Annotated in this window: 18 protein-coding genes; 16 read left to right on the top strand and 2 right to left on the bottom strand. The window is 66.5% G+C overall.

Annotated elements, in window-relative coordinates:
• The first annotated feature begins 97 nt into the window (after window positions 1-97).
• The 5 genes from cooS to BP869_RS10205 all read left to right on the top strand — a co-directional run bounded on the left by cooS (window position 98) and on the right by BP869_RS10205 (window position 4418).
• The gene (cooS, locus tag BP869_RS10185) at window positions 98-2083 is read left to right on the top strand and encodes an anaerobic carbon-monoxide dehydrogenase catalytic subunit (protein WP_342679350.1); all 1986 of its coding nucleotides are present in this window, start codon (window positions 98-100) and stop codon (window positions 2081-2083) included.
• Window positions 2080-2397, top strand: a complete 318-nt coding sequence (locus BP869_RS10190; RefSeq protein WP_342679351.1) for a hypothetical protein — start codon at window positions 2080-2082, stop codon at window positions 2395-2397. Before cooS ends, BP869_RS10190 begins: the two co-directional genes overlap by 4 nt.
• A 428-nt stretch (window positions 2398-2825) precedes the next feature.
• Complete coding sequence (locus BP869_RS10195; protein WP_342679352.1) at window positions 2826-3497, top strand: ribonuclease III domain-containing protein; 672 nt, start codon at window positions 2826-2828, stop codon at window positions 3495-3497.
• Window positions 3498-3549: 52 nt separating this feature from the next.
• Entirely contained in the window at window positions 3550-4104 is a 555-nt protein-coding gene (locus tag BP869_RS10200) for a flavodoxin family protein (RefSeq protein ID WP_342679353.1), read from the top strand.
• Window positions 4105-4169: 65 nt separating this feature from the next.
• Window positions 4170-4418, top strand: coding sequence for a hypothetical protein (locus BP869_RS10205; RefSeq protein ID WP_342679355.1), 249 nt, complete (start codon window positions 4170-4172; stop codon window positions 4416-4418).
• 3 nt (window positions 4419-4421) lie between these two features.
• On the opposite strand, the gene BP869_RS10210 is transcribed toward BP869_RS10205, so the two are convergent.
• Window positions 4422-5051, bottom strand: coding sequence for a LysE family transporter (locus BP869_RS10210; RefSeq protein WP_342679356.1), 630 nt, complete (start codon window positions 5049-5051; stop codon window positions 4422-4424).
• A 104-nt stretch (window positions 5052-5155) separates the two neighbouring features.
• Here BP869_RS10210 and BP869_RS10215 point away from each other — a divergent pair, with 104 nt between their 5' ends.
• Genes BP869_RS10215 through trpA form a run of 8 tightly spaced genes read left to right on the top strand, consistent with a single transcriptional unit; the run spans window position 5156 to window position 12929 of the window.
• Complete coding sequence (locus BP869_RS10215) at window positions 5156-6514, top strand: TrpB-like pyridoxal phosphate-dependent enzyme (RefSeq protein WP_342679358.1); 1359 nt, start codon at window positions 5156-5158, stop codon at window positions 6512-6514.
• 10 nt (window positions 6515-6524) lie between these two features.
• Window positions 6525-8051: an anthranilate synthase component I family protein gene (locus tag BP869_RS10220; RefSeq protein WP_342679360.1), complete on the top strand. Its 1527-nt coding sequence runs from the start codon at window positions 6525-6527 to the stop codon at window positions 8049-8051.
• Window positions 8048-8629: an aminodeoxychorismate/anthranilate synthase component II gene (locus BP869_RS10225; RefSeq protein WP_342679362.1), complete on the top strand. Its 582-nt coding sequence runs from the start codon at window positions 8048-8050 to the stop codon at window positions 8627-8629. The genes BP869_RS10220 and BP869_RS10225 overlap by 4 nt, the downstream gene beginning before the upstream one ends.
• Window positions 8626-9639 (top strand): anthranilate phosphoribosyltransferase, encoded by a 1014-nt coding sequence (trpD, locus tag BP869_RS10230; RefSeq protein ID WP_342679363.1) that lies wholly within the window; start codon window positions 8626-8628, stop codon window positions 9637-9639. Before BP869_RS10225 ends, trpD begins: the two co-directional genes overlap by 4 nt.
• Window positions 9639-10400, top strand: coding sequence for an indole-3-glycerol-phosphate synthase (locus BP869_RS10235; protein ID WP_342679364.1), 762 nt, complete (start codon window positions 9639-9641; stop codon window positions 10398-10400). The genes trpD and BP869_RS10235 overlap by 1 nt, the downstream gene beginning before the upstream one ends.
• Window positions 10391-10963, top strand: a complete 573-nt coding sequence (locus tag BP869_RS10240) for a phosphoribosylanthranilate isomerase (RefSeq protein WP_342679365.1) — start codon at window positions 10391-10393, stop codon at window positions 10961-10963. The genes BP869_RS10235 and BP869_RS10240 overlap by 10 nt, the downstream gene beginning before the upstream one ends.
• On the top strand, window positions 10960-12132 hold the full coding sequence (gene trpB / locus BP869_RS10245; protein ID WP_342679366.1) for a tryptophan synthase subunit beta: 1173 nt from the start codon (window positions 10960-10962) through the stop codon (window positions 12130-12132). Before BP869_RS10240 ends, trpB begins: the two co-directional genes overlap by 4 nt.
• Entirely contained in the window at window positions 12129-12929 is an 801-nt protein-coding gene (gene trpA / locus BP869_RS10250) for a tryptophan synthase subunit alpha (RefSeq protein WP_342679368.1), read from the top strand. The genes trpB and trpA overlap by 4 nt, the downstream gene beginning before the upstream one ends.
• Window positions 12930-12973: 44 nt before the next feature.
• Here the strand turns inward: trpA and BP869_RS10255 are convergent, their stop codons facing one another.
• Window positions 12974-13534, bottom strand: a complete 561-nt coding sequence (locus BP869_RS10255) for a class I SAM-dependent methyltransferase (RefSeq protein WP_342679370.1) — start codon at window positions 13532-13534, stop codon at window positions 12974-12976.
• 63 nt (window positions 13535-13597) lie between these two features.
• Here BP869_RS10255 and BP869_RS10260 point away from each other — a divergent pair, with 63 nt between their 5' ends.
• The 3 genes from BP869_RS10260 (at window position 13598) to BP869_RS10270 (ending at window position 18198) form a co-directional block, all read left to right on the top strand.
• Window positions 13598-14707, top strand: coding sequence for an ATP-NAD kinase family protein (locus BP869_RS10260; RefSeq protein ID WP_342679372.1), 1110 nt, complete (start codon window positions 13598-13600; stop codon window positions 14705-14707).
• Between the two features lie 111 nt (window positions 14708-14818).
• A complete protein-coding gene (locus BP869_RS10265) occupies window positions 14819-16447 on the top strand; it encodes a uracil-xanthine permease family protein (RefSeq protein WP_342679374.1) in 1629 nt (542 codons plus the stop codon).
• A gap of 38 nt (window positions 16448-16485) precedes the next feature.
• Complete coding sequence (locus BP869_RS10270) at window positions 16486-18198, top strand: uracil-xanthine permease family protein (RefSeq protein ID WP_342679376.1); 1713 nt, start codon at window positions 16486-16488, stop codon at window positions 18196-18198.
• The last annotated feature ends 98 nt before the right edge of the window (window positions 18199-18296 follow it).

Here is an 18296-nt window from a genome sequence, read left to right on the forward strand (position 1 = left end):
TCTTCACCTACGGGATACTCCGTCTTCACCAATGAATACCTTTGGGTCGCTCCCTCCGCCGCGACCATCTGGCGGACGAAGAGGTGCTCGCCCCGGCATGACGACGACAGGTTTATTCCCTCTCCTTGAGATGGGGGGGTGGCGGCGGCAGACGCGGCCGCCTCCGGAGGGGACGCAATTGGATGAAAAGAGGATCTCGTACCACCCGTCGGTGAGGACGGTCTATAAAAAACTCCATGATATGGGGCTCTCCAATGTCTGGGACCGCTACGAGGCCCAGGGTATCGGGGGCGACCCCGACAGCAGGTGCCGCTTCTGCATGGGGGGTGTCCGCTGTGATTTCTGCTCGAACGGGCCGTGCAGGGCCGATGCGTCTGCGGACAAACGCGGTGTCTGCGGGATCTCCGCGGACGGCATGGCGATGCGGATGATGCTCCTGCGGAATGTGATGGGGGCCTCCACCTACCACTACCACTGCGAGCAGACGGTGAGGACCCTGCGGGAGACTGCCCTTGGCAGGACACCGTTCAGGGTGAAAGACCCGGAAAAACTGAAGGCGTTTGCGGCGAGACTCGGCCTTGACACCGCGGTGCCGACCGACAGACTGGCCCTCGCCCTCTGTACTTTTGTTCAGGACGACTTCCACCGCAGGTCTGACGAACCAAGCCGGATCGTTGAACTCCTTGCGCCGGCCGACCGGGTCAGGGTCTGGAAGGATATCGGCATCTTTCCTGGCGGGGTCTATGGCGAGATGATGGTCGCGACGAGTTCCTCCCTCACGAACGTGGACGGCGACTATGTGAGCCTCGCGAAGAAGGCGATGCGCCTCTCTGTGGCGATGGCCTACCAGAGCCAGCTCGTCCTTGAGTCTCTGCAGGACGCCCTCTTCGGGACGCCGGCGCCCCACTGGATGCGGGTGGACCTCGGCGTTCTGGATCCCGACTATGTGAACATCCTGCCGAACGGCCACGAACCCTTCCTGGGCTTCGCCCTCGTGGACCTCGCCCGCGAACCGGCATGGCAGGAACGAGCGCACGAGGCCGGGGCAAAGGGTATCAGGGTGATCGCGAATATCGAAACCGGGCAGGAGATGGTCCAGCGCCTGGAGATGGACGACGTCTTCTGGGGCTATACGGGGAACTGGATCATGCAGGAGGCGGTGCTGGCCACAGGGGCGGTGGACGTCTTTGTGGCTGACATGAACTGTTCCCTGCCCCTCGATCCCGTCTATGCGGAGAGGTTCGGTTTCAGGATCGTTCCGGTTTCCGAACTCGTCGCCTTCGAGGGTGTCACCGATCGTGTGAACTATGACCCGGCACAGGCGCGGGCACAGGCGGCGTCCCTCCTCCAGATGGGGATCGAGAATTTCCGGCAGAGGCACAGGAAGGTCGAACCTGTCCGCGGCCTCCCTGTCGGCCAGGCGGTCGTCGGTTTCTCGCCAGAGAGCATCGTCGCGGCTCTTGGCGGGAGCCTCGTGCCCCTCCTGGACGCGATCAAGGACGGCTCGATCCGGGGCGTGGCGGGCCTCGTCTCCTGCACGACCCTCAGGGACTCGGGGCAGGACGTCCACTCGGTCGCGGTGGCCGAGGAGTTGATCAGGCGGGATATTCTGGTGCTCTCGATGGGCTGCGGGAACGCGGCGATGCAGGTCGCCGGCCTCTGCACCCCCGACGCTGCTGCAAAGGCCGGCCCGGGCCTCAAGAAGGTCTGCAAAGCCCTCGGCGTGCCGCCCGTCCTCTCCTTCGGGACCTGTACGGACACCGGACGGCTCGCGGACCTCGTCGCCGCCGTCGGGGCGGCACTCGGCGGCGTCCCGGTCGCCGACCTGCCGGTCGCGGCGGTCGCACCCGAGTACATGGAGCAGAAGGCGACGATCGACGCGATATTCGCGCTGGCCTTCGGCCTGTACACCTATGTGAACCCGGTGCCGACGGTGACCGGCGCCCCGCGCCTGGTGCACCTCCTCACCGCGGACCTGCAGGGGATCACCGGCGGCGTCCTCAGGCTCGAACCTGACGCTGCGGCGGCTGCGGATGGTATCCTCGGCCATATCGAGGAGAAGAGGAAGGGGCTCGGGCTGTGACAGGGAAAGACACCAGGCCTGTTTCCTGCAGCGCCGCCGACCCTGCCCTCATCTCTGAGGTGAGAGTGGGGAACAGGCGGTTCATCGTCTTCGGCCTGGAGGGGATGCTGGATGGCGTGGCGGCCCTCGGGATCGCGGACGAACCGGCCCTCCGCGCCGAACTCCTGCGACAGGCAGGGGAGCGAGGACAGATTCCCTGGGGCCTGGAGGACGCTGCAGCCGACGCCCTTCTCCTCCTGTACCACCGGAGGCACGGCGCCACGCGGGTGTCAGAGGAGACGGACGGTCCCTGCCATGGCCGGAGAGACGAGTAGATCGTTCTCCCCCTTCTGCGGGACAGAAAAAGGATGGTATATCCTGAAAAACGTGCCCCAGAGGGTGTATGCGGAACCCTGTTCGGCCCCGTGCCTCGCCTTTCTGTCCTGCATCTTCAGCCGTTTCGACTGCAGGACCGGGCCTTCACGGCATCGTGCCCTGAAGATAAGCCGGCACCAGTGGCGGCTTTTCTGGAGCCCCCGGCCATGTTGCCGTACATGCCAGCGGCTGGCCGTTCTGGTTCTTATCTTCCGGTGGCATCTGTTCGGCCCCTTGGTGCGGTGTCTCTGTCGCCCGTCCGACTTTCAGCCGTTTCAGCCGGTGGACTCGCCGCACCGCGGCAGGCCGTCCCGTCCCCCCTGAGGCACACCACCATGCTGAATATAATATATATTATTTTTGATATTTCTGGTTCAGGGAGGAGGAGATGCACCGCACACTCATCTGGCACGAGGTAGGGATAGAAAGGAATCTCAGGGCCCTGCGTGACGGTATCGCCGCCAGGCGTGCCCGTCTCCCCCCCGAAAACGCCCGCGAGTTCAGGATGATGGGGCACTGGCTCTCCTCGATTGAGCGAATACTGGGGAAGATCGCTGCGATCCGGGAGAGCGTCAGGGCCGGTATCGAGGCCGACCTCGGGTATCAGATCGCCAGCGAGGAGATGCTCCTCCTCGCTTTTTTCCAGCCAAGCACGCGCAATCTCGTCTCTGAGATCCTCGTACACTTCGGCGACGATGGCTGCATCCTCTCCGGAAAGGAACTCGCGGAGATGGCCCGCCTCCCCGAGGCCGCGGAGGCGCTCGCCTGGATCGGCGACGCCGCCCTGAAGATCGGGGTGCTCCCCGAGATATGGAGCCCCAGGGTCGTGGATGCAGGGACTCTCTCAGAGAGGCGGAAGGCGTACGAGAGCAACGCGAACATGGCCCGCCTCTGCGATCGGTGGGGGCTGTACGAGCACCGCATCCACCTCGACCCGCCTGTGCCGAAGGGGGATGTCGGGCATGTGAAGGGAACCCTTGTCGAGGCGGTCCTCGGCATCGTCTTCCTCCAGTGCGGACTGAAGGGGGTTGCCCGGGCCGCCCGCCTGCTCAGGCCCTGATGCCGGGGATCACGTTATATATCCCTGCCCCCTGATGGGGGATCGAAGGGGCATGAAAGTCATCGGTATTGTGGGAAGCCCCCGCAAAGGGGGCAACACCGACATCCTGGTCAAGCAGGCGCTCACCGGCGCTCATGCGGCCGGGGCGGAGACCGCCGTCATCTACCTGAACGACATGGTCTTCCAGGACTGCCAGGGCTGCGGCTACTGCAAGGGGACGAATGTCTGCCGGCTGAAGGACGATATGTATCCTGTCTACGAGGACCTGATCTCGGCCGACGGGCTTGTGATCGGGAGCCCGGTCTATTTCGGGCAGATGACAGGCAACACCAAGAGTTTCATCGACCGCTGGTATGCTCTCGTGAACCCGGACTTCACCTCGCGCCTTCCGCCGGGGAAGAAGGTCGTCCTCATCTTCCCGCAGGGCGACGCCAACCCGTCGATGTTCGAGGGGATGGCGACGCACTTCGAGATCACGATGACCTTCTTCGGCCTCGAGGTGACCGAGATCATCATCGCCCCTGGCCTTCTCGCGGCCGGCGAGGCGCAGGAGAGCGAAGAGTTGATGAGACGGGCGTTTGGGGCAGGAAAGAATCTTGCGGAGTGATCGGGAAGGGTCGGTCCCGGAATATTCCCCAAACCTTCAACCCTTTTCCGCCTGCATGGTGGTACATGGACATCGAGTTTTCCCGGTACGAGAGGGACGAGGAGAGGCGGAGGACAGAGATCGATTTTACGGCGCGGTTTGCCGGCCCCATCCCGTCGCGGGCCGAGATCGTCGACGCGCTCGCCCTTGTCTCCGGCGCCGCCCCGGCCTCTGTCGTGCTCGACCGCCTCAGCCCGCGGGCAAAGAAGGGCGAGGTGCGGGGGAAGGCCCGCGTGTACGACGATGCTGCGGCACGGTCCGCGGCCGAACGGTGATCCTCAAGCAAAGGCCCGCCAGAGGTACGACGCCCCGAAGAGGATGAGGAAGAGGCCGCATGCGCCGAGGACGAGGCGGTATTGCCCGACGCTCATGACCCTCCTCCCTCCCGCAGTGGCCGCGGCGACGAGGCCGAACCACCCGAAGTCCGCGGCCCAGTGGCCGATCATGAAGGCGCCGGCGACGGCCAGACCCCCGGCCAGGCCGTCAAGGAGGAGGCCGGCCCCGATGGTGAGCCACCAGATCCAGAAATAGGGGTTTGCGGCGCTCGTTACGGCCCCGGCGACATATGGGTTCCCGGCCGCCGTTCCGGCCGGTGAGGCCTCCAGCACCGCGGTCCTGCTCTCCCTGACGGTCATCGCGCCGAAGACGACGAGGGCCGCCCCGCCGAGAAGGGCGACCGCGGGGCCGACAGACCCGGCTGCAACACCGAGGCCTGCGACGACGGCGAGGAAGACCGCCGTCTCCAGGGCGGCGTGCCCGGCCGCGACCTTCGGCCCTGCCGCCCACCCCTCCGCGAGCGCCCCCCTGATCGTCGCCACCAGGGTCGGTCCCGGCGCAAGGGCGCCTGAAAGACCGATGACGAGGCCGAGGATCAGGGCCCCTGCAATGCCGTCCATCTCCATCATCATGAATCGTCCTGCTCTATAAAATCGGGCCATGCCCGGCGTCTCCAATCTTGGATGTAATGTTTTGTTCCACAATGTATATCTATGTTCATTGTGTACTTCCATTCATGCAGACGAAGATCCTCCTGGACGAGGACGCCATCCCGAAGGCCTGGTACAACATTCAGGCCGACCTGCCGACGCCTCTCGCCCCGCCTCTTCACCCGGGCACGGGAAAACCGGTGGTGCCTGATGACCTGGCGGCCATCTTTCCCCGCGAACTGATCAGGCAGGAGATGGCGACCGAGCGCTCCGTCCCCATCCCCGACGAGGTGCGGGACATCCTCAGGCTCTGGAGGCCGAGCCCCCTGTACAGGGCGCGGCGCCTCGAAAAGTACCTGAAGACGCCGGCGAGGATCTATTACAAGTGGGAGGGTGTCAGCCCGCCGGGCAGCCACAAGCCGAACACGGCAGTGCCGCAGGCCTATTACAATATGAAGGAAGGTGTCGAGCGTATCGCCACAGAGACCGGCGCCGGGCAGTGGGGTTCCTCCCTCGCCTTTGCGACCGCCCTCTTCGGCATGGCCTGCACCGTGTACATGGTCAGGTCGTCCTACGCCCAGAAACCGTACAGGAAGAGCATGATGCAGGTCTACGGGGCCGAGTGCATCCCGTCGCCGAGCGAGAGGACGGACGCGGGCAGGAAGGTCCTTGCCGATCACCCGGACACGCCGGGGAGCCTGGGCATCGCGATCTCCGAGGCGGTGGAGGATGCGGTGCATCATAAAAATACAAACTACGCCCTCGGTTCGGTCCTGAACCATGTCTGTCTCCACCAGACAGTCATCGGCCTTGAGGCGCGGGAGCAGCTGGCGATGGAGGACGCCTATCCCGACATGGTCATCGGCTCCGTCGGCGGCGGTTCGAACTTCGCCGGCCTCGCCTTCCCCTTTGTCGGGGACAAACTCCGCGGGAAGCACCCGGAGACCGACGTCGTCGGCGTCGAACCCGCGGCATGCCCGACCCTCACGAAGGGGCTCTTCGCCTACGACTACGGCGACATCGCGGGCCTCACTCCCCTCCTGAAGATGTTCACCCTGGGCCACGACTTCGTGCCGCCGGCGATCCACGCGGGCGGGCTGCGGTACCACGGCGTCTCGCCCCTGGTCGCCCACCTCGCCGACGCCGGGGCGGTGCGGGCCGTCTCCTGTCACCAGAACGAGGTCTTCGATGCGGCCCTCACCTTCGCGAGGACAGAGGGGATCATCGTCGCCCCCGAGGCGGCCCATGCCGTGAAGGCGGCGATCGACGCCGCCCTCGCGTGCCGGAAGACCGGCGAAGAGAAGGTGATCCTCTTCAACAACTCGGGCCACGGCAACTTCGACTTCGCAAGCTATGATGCCTATCTTGCGGGCGGCCTCCCTGACTACGAATACCCGGCCGAGCTGATCCGCGAATCGCTCGCGCACCTGCCGAAGGTGGGGTGATGCCGGTGGAATGGATAGTGCCGTAATCGGTGAAACAGAGATATTCAAGCCGGGTTATCAGGAGTTTCTTGCCGCTGCAGAGGGGCGGTCCCGGCCCCTTATCATTCCCCTCTGCCAGGAACTTCCCCTTCCCCCTGTGACGCCTCCGGGAGTCTATGTCGGGCTCTGCGACGGCGCCGGTTTCCTCCTCGAGTCGATGGAGGGAAGTGACCGGGGTGCACGCTACTCGGTGATCGGGGTCGGCCCGGCCCTCAGGATCTCCCTGGGGGAGACGGTCGAGATCACCGGCACGCGGCCCTTTGTCCGGGTCGCTGCCTCTCCTGATGGGGCCGACCCGGTCGAGATGGTCAGGTCTATCCTCGGGCGGTTTGCCGTCGCCGATGTCGGCGCCCCGAGATATTTCGGGGGTTTTGTCGGCTACTTCGCGTACGACCTCGTCCACCGTCTCCATCCGAAGGTCGGGCCCGGTCGTCGGGACGGTCCCGACGCCCCCCTGGCCAGGCTTCTCCTTGCACAGGACTGTATCGTCTTCGACCATCTCGCCGGCAGGATGTACGTCTTCTCAAGCCCCCTGCTGACCGAAGACACAGACCCTCACAGGGCGTACGAGGAGAGCAGGGCAAGGATCAGGGCGCTGGTTACACAGATCCGGGCCCTCGAACCGGAGGAACGGAAACCCCGACCAGAAGCCGCAGGGGTTGACCTCCCCTGCCGCTCGACCGTCTCGAAGGAGGCCTTCGAGGCCGCCGTCCTGAGGATGAAAGAGCACATCGCGGCAGGTGACATCTTCCAGGGCGTCCTGTCCCGGCGGATCGACTGCGACTACCCGGGCGACCCCTTTGCGATCTATGGGGCGCTCAGGGCGATCAACCCGGGCCCGTACATGTACTTCCTGGACTTCGGGGACCAGCAGGTCACCGGAGCAAGTCCCGAGATGCTCGTCCGCGTGGAGAAGGGGGCGGTCACGACCGTCCCGATCGCCGGGACGCGGCCGAGGGGTGCGACCCCTGACGAGGACGACCGCCTCGGAGAGGATCTCCTTGCCGACACGAAGGAACGCGCCGAGCACACGATGCTCGTCGACCTCGCCAGAAACGACCTCGGCAGGGTCTGCACCTATGGCTCGGTCCGCCTGCCCGCGTTCATGGGCGTCGAGAAGTTCTCCCATGTCCAGCATATCGTCTCCACGGTGGAGGGGACTCTCGACGACCGGTACGACTCTTTCGATGCCTTCACATCATGCTTCCCGGCAGGCACGGTCTCGGGCGCCCCGAAGATCAGGGCGATGCAGATCATCGACGACCTGGAGCCCTGCCCCCGCGGCATCTATGCCGGTGCGGTCGGGCATGTCGGTTTCGACGGCGATATGGACCTTGCCATCGCGATCAGGACCGTCGTCGTCGAGGACGGGACGGCGTCGGTCCAGGTCGGCGCCGGCATCGTCGCCGATTCCATCCCCGAAAACGAGTGGGAAGAGACCAGGAACAAGGCTGCGGCCATGCTCCGGGCGATCGCACAGGGGAGGAGTGACCTATGAGAGTGCTCATCATCGACTGCTATGACAGTTTCACCTACAACCTCTACCAGCAGGTCGGAAAGTTCGGCGGCGATCCGATCGTCGTCAGGAACGACACCCCTGCGTCGGTGCTCCGGGAGATCGACTGCGACCGGATCATCCTCTCCCCGGGTCCCGGGACGCCCGAAGAGTCGGGCCTCTGTCTGGATGCCCTCAGGACAATCTGCCGCGAGGTCCCGACTCTCGGGATCTGTCTCGGCCACCAGGCGATCTGCACCGTCTTCGGTGGGCGGGTAGCGAGGGCCGGGCGTCTGATGCACGGCAAGACCTCCCGGATCGTCCACGACGGCACCGGGATCTTCGACGGCGTTCCCGATCCCTTCGACGCCACCCGGTACCACTCGCTGGTGGCCGACCGAAACAGCCTCCCCTGTGACCTCGAGGTCACGGCGACGAGTCTGGACGACGGCTATGTGATGGGTGTCAGGCACCGGGACTATCCCGTAGACGGCATCCAGTTCCACCCGGAGAGCGTCCTCTCTCGCGAGGGGGACCGGATCATCAGGAATTTCCTTGCCGGAAAGGGGGTGCGGGCATGATCAGGGAGGCGATCGTCCGGGTGGCCGGGGGCCGCGACCTCTCCGGCGGAGAGGCGGGAGAGGTCATGCGCGAGATCCTCTGCGGCGTCGCCACCCCGGCACAGGTCGGTGGTTTTCTTGCCGCAATGAGGATGAAAGGCGAGTCTGTAGATGAAATCTCCGCGTTTGCACAGGCGATGCGCGAGGCCTCCCTCAGGATCATGCCGCGGGTCGATGGCGTTCTCGTCGATACGTGCGGCACGGGCGGGGACGGCAGCGGCACCTTCAATATCAGCACCGCGGCGGCCTTCGTCGTCGCCGGCGCCGGCGTGCCTGTCGTGAAGCACGGCAACCGGGGCGCAACAAGCAGGTGCGGATCGGCCGACGTCCTCGCCGCCCTCGGTGTGGGCCTCGACCTCGGACCTGAACGCGCCCGTGAGGTCGTCGAGGAGGTCGGGATTGTCTTCCTCTATGCACCGGCGTACCACCCGGCCCTCGGCCGGGTGGCCGGGCCGAGATCAGAACTCGGTATCAGGACGGTCTTCAACCTCCTCGGCCCTCTTGCAAATCCGGCCGGTGCGGAGGCGCAACTCGTCGGCGTCTACAGCCCGGCGCTCGTGGAGACGGTCGCCGCGGTATTGAAGAGCCTCGGCGTCGGGCGGGCAATGGCGGTCCACGGGAGCGGCATCGACGAGATCAGCACCGTGGGGCCGACCCGTGTCGCCGAACTCCGCGAGGGGGCGGTCCTGACCTATGACCTCGCCTGCGAGGACTTCGGGATCCCGCCGGCCTCTCTCTCCGACCTTGCCGGCGGGGACGCGGCCGAGAACGCGGCGATCCTCGGGGGCGTGCTCGACGGCGAGCACGGCCCTGCCCGCGACATCGTCCTCCTCAACGCTGCCGCCGCGATCTATCTCGGGGGAAGGGCCGGATGCCTCGGGGACGGCCTTCGCCGTGCGAAAGATTCGATCGATTCAGGAGAGGCGCGGCAGAAGCTCGATGCCCTTGTCGGGGCGACAGGAGGTGCCTGATGATCCTGGACGAGATCCTCGCCCGCACCCGCGAACGGGTGGCCGGGCTTGAAGCGACCGGGCACATCCCCGACCGCCGGGCCTCAGGGCGGTTCAGCCTGACGAAGGCGATCCGCACCTCGGAACGGAGGAACGCTGTCATCGCGGAGGTGAAGTACGCCTCGCCCTCGCGCGGCACCCTCCTCTGCGGCGTCCCCCCCGAGGCACTGGCCCGCGCATTGGTCGCCGGCGGGTGCGCCGGGCTCTCTGTGCTGACCGAGCCCTTCTTCTTCGGGGGGAGCACCGGCAACCTCGGGCGGGTGCGGGAGGTCGCACCTGTCCCTGTCTTGAGGAAGGACTTCATCGTCGACGAACTCCAGCTCAGGGAGACGGCGGCGCTCGGTGCCGACGCCGTCCTCCTCATCGCCGGTGTGCTCGGCCGCGACCTCGGACGGTTCGTGGACCTCTCCCTCTCCCTCGGTCTCGAACCCCTGGTGGAGGTGAGGACCAGGGAGGAGGCCGGACTCGCCTGCGCCGCCGGTGCGTCCCTGATAGGGATCAACAACCGGAACCTCTCCACGATGGCCATCGACCTGCACACCACACAGAGACTCGCTCCCCTCGTCACCGGCGAGGGGCGTCTTGTCGTCTCCGAGAGTGGCGTCGTCTGGCCCTGCGACGTCCGGGCCCTGCGGCCGTACTGCGATGCGTTTCTCGTCGGTTCGGCCCTCATGTCCTCGGCGAATCCGGGAAAGAGACTGGAGAGGCTGGTATGCGCGTGAAGATCTGCGGGATCACGCGGGCCGCCGACGCCCTTGCCGCCGAAAAGGCCGGTGCCGACGCGATCGGCGTCGTCCTCTTCTCCGACTCGCCGCGGTCGGTCGCCCCTGAAAAGGCGGCCGAGATCTTCGCCGCCCTCGGCCCCTCCACGGCCAGGATCTGCGTCTCGCGGACAGACGACCCGGCAGAACTCGCCGAGATCCTCGCCCTCGGCCCGACTGCGGTGCAACTCTACTGCGACCTGCCGGTGCCGCGGGGCGTGCGGGTGATCAGGGCGTCCGCCGACGGGAGACTCCCTGCCGGCAGGTACGACGCCGTCCTCCTCGACCGGAGCGAGGGTACAGGAAGGCGGTACGATCAGGATGAGGCCCGGTCGCTTGTCCTGCGGTCGCCTGTCCCTGTCCTCCTCTCCGGCGGCCTGACACCGGACAACGTCGGCGAGGCGGCGAGGGCCGTGCGGCCGTACGGGGTGGACGTCTCGTCGGGCGTCGAAGACAGCCCGGGCATTAAGAACACACGAAAGATGACGGAATTTATCATGGCATGCAGGAGCATATCCCCATGAAGAAGGGATATTTCGGTGAATTCGGCGGCCAGTTCGTCCCGGAGACCCTGATGGGTGAACTCGGGGCGCTTGAGGCCGCCTATGGACGAGCGAAGAACGAATCCGCCTTTCAGGCCGAACTGGAGGGGTACCTCTCGACCTTTGCCGGGAGAGAGACTCCCCTCACGTACTGCCGGAACCTCTCCCGCGACCTCGGCTGCCGGATCTACCTGAAGAGGGAGGACCTCCTCCACGGCGGCGCACACAAGATCAACAACACCCTCGGGCAGGCCCTGCTGGCGCGGCACATGGGCAAGACCAGGATCATCGCGGAGACCGGCGCCGGCCAGCACGGCGTGGCGACGGCGATCGCGGGCGCGGCCCTGGGCATCCCTGTCGAGGTCTACATGGGGGAGGTGGACATGGCCAGGCAGCGGCTGAACGTCTTCAGGATGGAACTCCTCGGGGCGACGGTCCACCCTGTGCGGACAGGCAGCCGCACCCTGAAGGACGCGGTCAGCGAGGCCCTGCGCGACTGGATCGCCCGTCCCGCGGAGACCTACTATCTCCTCGGCTCCGCGGTGGGCCCGCATCCCTATCCGACGATGGTCAGGGACTTCCAGTGCGTCATCGGGAGGGAGATGAGGGAACAGGTCCTGAAAGCCGAGGGGCGTCTGCCGACGGCGGTGGTCGCCTGTGTCGGCGGGGGCTCGAACGCCATCGGCACCTTCCATCCTTTCCTCGGCGACGAGGTGCGCCTTGTCGGAGTGGAGGCCGGGGGCGAGGGCCTCTCGACCGGGAAGCACGGGGCCACCCTCTGCGCCGGGACGAAGGGTGTGCTCCAGGGCGCCCTCTCGTACCTCCTCCAGGACAGGGACGGGCAGATCCTGGAGACTCATTCGGTTTCGGCAGGCCTCGACTACCCGGGCGTCGGGCCCGAGCACGGCATGCTGAAGGACGCCGGGCAGGCCGAGTACGTTGCGGTCACCGACGAGGAGGCCCTTGCCGCTTTCTCCCTCCTCTCGCGGCGGGAAGGGATCATCCCGGCCCTGGAGTCGGCCCATGCGGTCGCCCACGCGGTGAAGATGGCCCGGGAGATGGACGGGGACGACATCGTCGTCGTCACCCTCTCCGGGCGGGGGGACAAGGACGTGGCAGAGGTCGCGGTGAGGATGGGGGTGGCGATATGAGCCGGATCGGGCCCCTCTTCTCCGGCCTCAGGCGACCGGCCTGCATCGCCTACCTGACGGGCGGCGACCCCGACCCCGCGACCTCTCTTGCGGCGTTGCGGTCGGTCGTCGATGCCGGGGCGGACATCGTCGAGATCGGCGTTCCCTTCACCGACCCCATCGCCGATGGCCCGACGATCCGGCGAGCGAACGCTCGGGCCCTTGCGGCCGGGACGACGCCGGCCCGGATCTTCGATCTGGTGCGGGCCGTGAGGGAGGCGACAGAGGTTCCAATCGTCCTGATGACGGCGTACAACATCGTCTATGTCCGCGGTATCGATCGTTTCTACGGGGAGGCGGCCGCGGCCGGGGCCGACGGGGTGATCATACCAGACATGCCGCCCGAGGAGTCGGGGGAGGCCGTCGCCGCGGCATGGCGGCACGGCCTCGACCAGATCTTTCTCGTGGCCCCGAACACCCCTGACGAGCGGCTGGACCGCATCATCGACCATGCCGGGGGTTTCCTCTATCTCATCTCTGTGCAGGGCGTCACCGGCGCGAGGGCGGGCCTCCCGCCCGGCATGGAGGAGAGGATCGCCGCGTTGCGGTCACGCACCTCCCTCCCGATCGCCGTGGGCTTCGGGATCGCCGGCCCCGCCCAGGTCAGGGCGCTCGCGGCCGCGGGGGCTGACGGCGTGATCGCCGGCAGCGCGATCGTGGAGATCGTCGAGCGACATCCGGGGGACAGTGATGTGATGTGCGCCGAACTGAAGAGTTTCGTCGCCGGACTGTGTGGGGCCGTCAGGGAAGGGGCTTGACCCTCTCTCTGTTTTTGGGAAAGGCGGCACCCGCGCCATTTATCTCATTTTTTTGGGCGGCACCGCAGAAATGCCGCGGTCTCCTCCGCGACCTCCCACAGGCCCGAGGCACGGATCTTTTTCAGGGTCGTCGTGCGCGGCTGGTGGCCGTCGTCGATCACGAGCACCCCGTCGGGTTTTATGATCCTCTGGAGTTCTCCGAGGAAGGCGGACGGATCTTCGATCATGTGGAACATATCGAGGGCATAGACGAGGTCTGCGGTCCCGGCAGGGAGGCCCGAGTCGTAGCCGCGTGCGAGGACAGGAACGACATTGGCAAGATTTTCCTCCCTGACCCGCCTTTTCACCGCCTCGATCGCCAGGTCATGGATGTCGACGGCATAGAGGCGGCCTGTCCTGCCGACCCGCCCGGACGCCCCCGCGATATACCTGCCCGGGCCGCAGCCATAGTCCACCACGACCATCCCCTCCCTGATCCCGATCCGGTCGAGGAGGCGATCGGGGGGCCAGACCAGGTCCTGGATCCTGAAGAGGGCAGACATGATGCGGAAACCGATGTCAGACATCCTCTCCCGGTTTCTCCCCTCTCCATTTGGCGCCTTCATGCTCGACCCTTCCCTCCCTCTCATACATCTTTTTCCCTCTCCGGCGGCATACTCTGCATCTCCATGACGACGATCGGCCTTGTGATCAACCCCCTCGCCGGTCTCGGCGGCACGGTCGGCCTGAAGGGGACGGACGGGACGGCGGACGAGGCGCGGCGGCGGGGTGCGCTGCCGCGGGCGCATGAGCGTGCCGTCGAGGCCCTCCTCTCTCTCCGCGGCCTCCCCCTCCGCTTCCTCACCTCTGCCGGTGCGATGGGGGCCGACGCCCTGGACGCCGCGGGCATCAGGGAGTACGAGGTCGTCCATACCGCCGGGGGCCGGGAGACGACGGCCGACGACACCCGCACCGCGGTCAGGGCCTGCATCGACGCCGGGGCCGACCTCCTCCTCTTCTGCGGCGGCGACGGCACCGCGCGGGACGTCGCGGCGGCCGCGGGGGAGACCCCCATCCTCGGCATCCCCGCGGGCGTGAAGATGTACTCGGGCGTCTTTGCGGTCCGTCCCGCCGCGGTGGGCGAGGTCCTTGCCGGAGATTATGCCCTCCGCGAGGCCGAGGTGATGGACATCGACGAGGAGGCGTACAGGCAGGGCGACCTGCGGGCCCGCCTCTACGCGACGGCCAGGATCCCCTTCCTCCCCGGCCGGGTGCAGTGCGGGAAGGAGGCCTCTTTCGGGGACGAGGCCGCCGCCCTCGACGGCATCGCCCGCTTCATGGCCGACCTGATCCGGGCGGGAGGGTGCGTGGTCCTCGGGGCCGGGGGCACCACGGCCGCGATCGCACGGGCAGCAGGGACCGAGGCGACCCTCCTCGGCGTTGACGTGGTCGTGGACGGGAAGGTCGCCGTCCTCGACGCCGACGAGGCGACCATCCTCGCGCAGATCGAGAGTGCCGGCCGGTGCAGGATCATCGTCAGCCCGATCGGGGCGCAGGGGGCGGTCATCGGCCGGGGCACCGGGCCGATCACCCCCGCGGTGCTCAGTGCCGCGGGGCCGGAGAACCTTATCGTCGTCGCCACGCCCGGCAAACTCGCCGCAACACCGGCCCTCTTCGTCGACACCGGCGATCCCGCCCTCGACGCCGCCTTCGGCGAGAGGATCTCCGTCATCTGCGGCTACCACATCGCCAGGCTGATGCCCCTCCTCAGGCCGGCGGCATACGATCGAAACCTCTGAGGTGGTTTTCAAAGAACCGCCTGAAACTTCGTTTTATGAGCGATTCTACAAAGCGAAAACCACAGGTTTTTTTCCGCAGAATCTCCACTATTTATCGTGAAATTGCCGGGCATGGTGTACAGGCCGGACGACCGTCCGCCATGGTCGGTCACGCTGGTGCTCGCCGTCCAGCACCTCTTCCTCTTCGTGATCAGCCTCCAGGTCATCGCTGCCCTGGCCGGAGCCGCCGGCATCGGCGACGACGACCTCCTCGTCCTCATCGGCGGCATCGCGATCGCCTCCGGTGCGGCGACGGTCGTGAATGCCGTCGGGTACCGGGGCTTCGGCGTCCAATACCTTGCGCCGTACACCCTTTCGGCCGCATACCTCGGGCCGATGGTCCTCGCCGTCAAGACCGGCGGCCTCTCCCTCCTCCTCGGCATGACGACGGTGACCGGCCTCGCCCAGGCCGGATTCTCACGCTACATCTCCCGCCTCAGGAAGTACTTCCCTGTCGAGATCGCCGGCATGATCCTCCTCATGCTCGGCATCATGCTCATCAGCCACATCATGCCCGCGTTCATGGGGAAGTACGGCTCAGGTCCGGGCACCGACATCGCCTCGGCCGTCACAAGCATCCTCCTCCTCGGCTTCCTCGTCGTGGTCTACGTCTATGGCCGCGGGGCGGTCAGGACCGCCGGGATCATGCTCGGCATCTGCGCGGGCTGGCTCATCGCCGTCGCCACCGGCGCCTTCGGCCCTGCCGAGATCGCCGGGATCGCCGCCGCCCCTCTCTTCGCCCTCCCCGACCCCCTGAAGATCGGCTGGTCCTTCGACGCCGCCCTCCTCGTACCTTTCCTTGTCGCCGGTTTCTGCACCGTCTTCAACGACCTCGGCACCTTCACCCTCTGCCAGGTGAGCACCAACCAGGCATGGCAGAGGCCGGACTTCGGGAACATCGAGAAGGGCGTCCTCGTCACCGGCCTTGCCACCGCCTTTTCCGGCCTGATCGGCGGCGCCGGCGTCGGTGCGTCGCCCGCGGCCGTCGGGGTCTCTATCGCGAACGGCGCCTTCTCCCGGATCATCGGTATCGCTGCCGGCATCCTCCTCATCCTCGCCGGGTGTTCACCCCTGCTTATCAGGGCTCTGACCTCCGTGCCCGCATCCGTTCTTGCCGCCGTCTCCCTCTTTGCAGTCTCCTTCATCATCGTCTCGGGTCTTGCGATCATCTCCTCCCGCATGCTCGACTCCCGGCGGTCCCTGGTCATCGGCGTCCCCCTGGCGATCGGCGTCGGGATCGACCTGGTCTCGGAGAAGATCGCGGGCATGAGCGACCTCTTCTCCCCGGCCTTCGGCACATCCCTCACCGTCGCCGCCCTCCTTGCGATCCTCCTCAATGCCCTGTATCAGGTGGGTGTGAAGGACACCGTCGAGTTCTTCCACGACCCTGCGGCGGGATCGCCTGCCGACGTGAATGCGGCGATGATGGGGCCGGCCAGGGCCTGGGGGGCACGCAAGGAGGTCTTTTCCCGGGCGGTAAAGGCAGTGCAGGCCTGTATCAGGGACATCGAGGCCCAGGGAGTGACCGAGGCGCCGGTGCGGGTGATCATGCGTTTCGACGAGTTCAACCTGGAGGTCTTCGTCTCGTACCTGACGCGGCGGTCAGGTGAGGGCGGGCGATTGACGACCGGTGCCGGAGGCATGGCCGATGCGAGCGACCTTTCGTGCAGGTGCACGCTCCACCTGCACTTCGACCACTAGGAGACAGGAGATGAAGATGACAGCACAGGGAGGGGACCATGAGCAGGCGACCTGAAGACCTCGTGTACAGCGTTGACGAACGCCCGCCCGCGTCTGTGGCGGTGCCCTTCACCCTCCAGTTCGTCGTCCAGCACGTCGCCCTCTCCCTGATGATCCCGATCATCATCGTCGCGGCCGTCGGGGGTCCGCCCGCAATGACGGCGGCCCTCCTCTCCTCCCTTCTCATTGCCGAAGGGGTAGGCACCGCCCTCCAGGCCCTCCGCGGGCGCGGCATCGGCTGCGGCTACCTGATGCCGAATGCCTGCGACGAGTCCTTCCTGGTGGCGACCCTCCATGCCGCCCAGGCAGGCGGCCTCGCCCTCGCGTTCGGCATGACCGCCGTCGCCGGCCTTCTCCAGATGGGCCTCTCCCGCGTCGTCAGGGAACTGCGCGTCCTCTTCCCGCCCGAGGTGATGGGCATGGTCATCACCGTCCTCGGCTTCTCCCTCATCCCCTTCGGCATCCAGAGTTTTCTCGGCATGACAGGCGGGATAGGCGCCGCCGGGGTCGTCCCCGCCGGTGTCGGCGTGGCCGTCCTCACCCTTGCGGTCCTCGTCGTCTCGCCCAGGTTCGGCGAGAAGTATGAGGCGAACGCGATCATCACCGCCCTTGCCGTCGGCCTTGGCGCGAGTTATCTCCTCGGCCTGTACCCGGCCGACGCTCTCGAGCAGGTGGTGGCGGCCCCCCTCCTCCAGGCCCCTGACCTCTCGTACTTCTTCTGGTCTTTCGACCTCCGTCTGCTCCCGATATTTTTCATCGCCGTGATCGCGACGACGATCCAGACGATCACCAACGTGACGATCGGGCAGCGGGTGAATGACGCCGCCTGGGTCAGGCCCGACATGGAGAATATCAGGGACGGCGTCTTCACGATGGGGCTCACGAACGTCTTTGCCGGTGTGATCGGTTCCCCGGGCGTCTCCACCGCGTCGTCCGAACTCGGCATCTCGGTCGCCTCCCGGATCACGAGCAGGTACATTGGTTTCCTCTTCGGCGGGGCGCTCGTCGTCTGCGCCTTCGTCCCGAAGGCGACGACCGCCTTCTCCCTGGTGCCGATCTATGTCATCGGTGCGGTCGTCGTCTACATCTGCGCCTTCCTGATCATGGTGGGGATCACGACGATGCTCTCCAGGATGATGGACACGCGGAAGGTGCTGGTCATCGGCCTCTCCCTGGTCTTCGGCCTCTCTGTCCAGTTTGTCCCGTACGTCTTCGAGGACGTCCCCCCCATCTTCGAACCCGTCTTCGCCTCTTCGATCACCCTGGCGACCATCACCGCCATCGTGCTCAACCTCGCCCTCAGGCTCGGCATCAGGCAGGAGGAGAGCATCGTGATCGAACCGGGTGCAGCCGCGTCCAGGGAGATCGAGGCCTTCCTCCGGCGCAAAGGGGAGGAGTGGGGCGCCCGCGAGGAGGTGATCGTCCGCGCCGCCGCCGCGGCCACCGAGGTCGCGGAGGGCACGATGGGGTCCCTCACCGACGGCCCTGTCGAGGTCTCGGCCTCCTTCGACGAATTGAACCTCGACCTTGCGGTCGGCTATACCGGGCAGGCGCTGGCCTTCCCTGCCTCCCGCCCCACGGAGGAGGAGATGCTCGAAGACGACCTCGGTTTTGCCGCATTCGCCTGGTACATGGCAGGGCAGTACGCCGACAGGGCCTGGAGCGCAGAGGAGGGAGGGCGGTGCCGGGCCTTCCTCCACTTCGACCATTGAGGGGCCGCCTCACCCGGCCCCCCTCCGGACACCTGTCCACAGGGGGGGCCTGCCCTCTCCAATGGGCCACCCCTGCCCGGTCTCCACTCCCTTGATGC

This window comes from Methanofollis sp. UBA420 (genome assembly GCF_002498315.1).
Classification (GTDB): Archaea; Halobacteriota; Methanomicrobia; order Methanomicrobiales; family Methanofollaceae; genus Methanofollis.

Excerpts from the sequence above, each read along its gene's own strand:
- trpB (WP_342679366.1), top strand. The coding sequence starts at position 10,960 with ATGAAGAAGGGATATTTCGGTGAATTCGGCGGCCAGTTCGTCCCGGAG.
- BP869_RS10205 (WP_342679355.1), top strand. The coding sequence starts at position 4,170 with ATGGACATCGAGTTTTCCCGGTACGAGAGGGACGAGGAGAGGCGGAGG.
- BP869_RS10195 (WP_342679352.1), top strand. The coding sequence starts at position 2,826 with ATGCACCGCACACTCATCTGGCACGAGGTAGGGATAGAAAGGAATCTC.
- trpD (WP_342679363.1), top strand. The coding sequence starts at position 8,626 with ATGATCAGGGAGGCGATCGTCCGGGTGGCCGGGGGCCGCGACCTCTCC.
- BP869_RS10255 (WP_342679370.1), bottom strand. The coding sequence starts at position 13,534 with ATGAAGGCGCCAAATGGAGAGGGGAGAAACCGGGAGAGGATGTCTGAC.
- BP869_RS10200 (WP_342679353.1), top strand. The coding sequence starts at position 3,550 with ATGAAAGTCATCGGTATTGTGGGAAGCCCCCGCAAAGGGGGCAACACC.
- BP869_RS10220 (WP_342679360.1), top strand. The coding sequence starts at position 6,525 with ATGGATAGTGCCGTAATCGGTGAAACAGAGATATTCAAGCCGGGTTAT.
- BP869_RS10225 (WP_342679362.1), top strand. The coding sequence starts at position 8,048 with ATGAGAGTGCTCATCATCGACTGCTATGACAGTTTCACCTACAACCTC.
- BP869_RS10260 (WP_342679372.1), top strand. The coding sequence starts at position 13,598 with ATGACGACGATCGGCCTTGTGATCAACCCCCTCGCCGGTCTCGGCGGC.
- BP869_RS10265 (WP_342679374.1), top strand. The coding sequence starts at position 14,819 with ATGGTGTACAGGCCGGACGACCGTCCGCCATGGTCGGTCACGCTGGTG.
- cooS (WP_342679350.1), top strand. The coding sequence starts at position 98 with ATGACGACGACAGGTTTATTCCCTCTCCTTGAGATGGGGGGGTGGCGG.
- BP869_RS10270 (WP_342679376.1), top strand. The coding sequence starts at position 16,486 with ATGAGCAGGCGACCTGAAGACCTCGTGTACAGCGTTGACGAACGCCCG.
- trpA (WP_342679368.1), top strand. The coding sequence starts at position 12,129 with ATGAGCCGGATCGGGCCCCTCTTCTCCGGCCTCAGGCGACCGGCCTGC.
- BP869_RS10215 (WP_342679358.1), top strand. The coding sequence starts at position 5,156 with ATGCAGACGAAGATCCTCCTGGACGAGGACGCCATCCCGAAGGCCTGG.
- BP869_RS10210 (WP_342679356.1), bottom strand. The coding sequence starts at position 5,051 with ATGATGATGGAGATGGACGGCATTGCAGGGGCCCTGATCCTCGGCCTC.
- BP869_RS10235 (WP_342679364.1), top strand. The coding sequence starts at position 9,639 with ATGATCCTGGACGAGATCCTCGCCCGCACCCGCGAACGGGTGGCCGGG.
- BP869_RS10240 (WP_342679365.1), top strand. The coding sequence starts at position 10,391 with ATGCGCGTGAAGATCTGCGGGATCACGCGGGCCGCCGACGCCCTTGCC.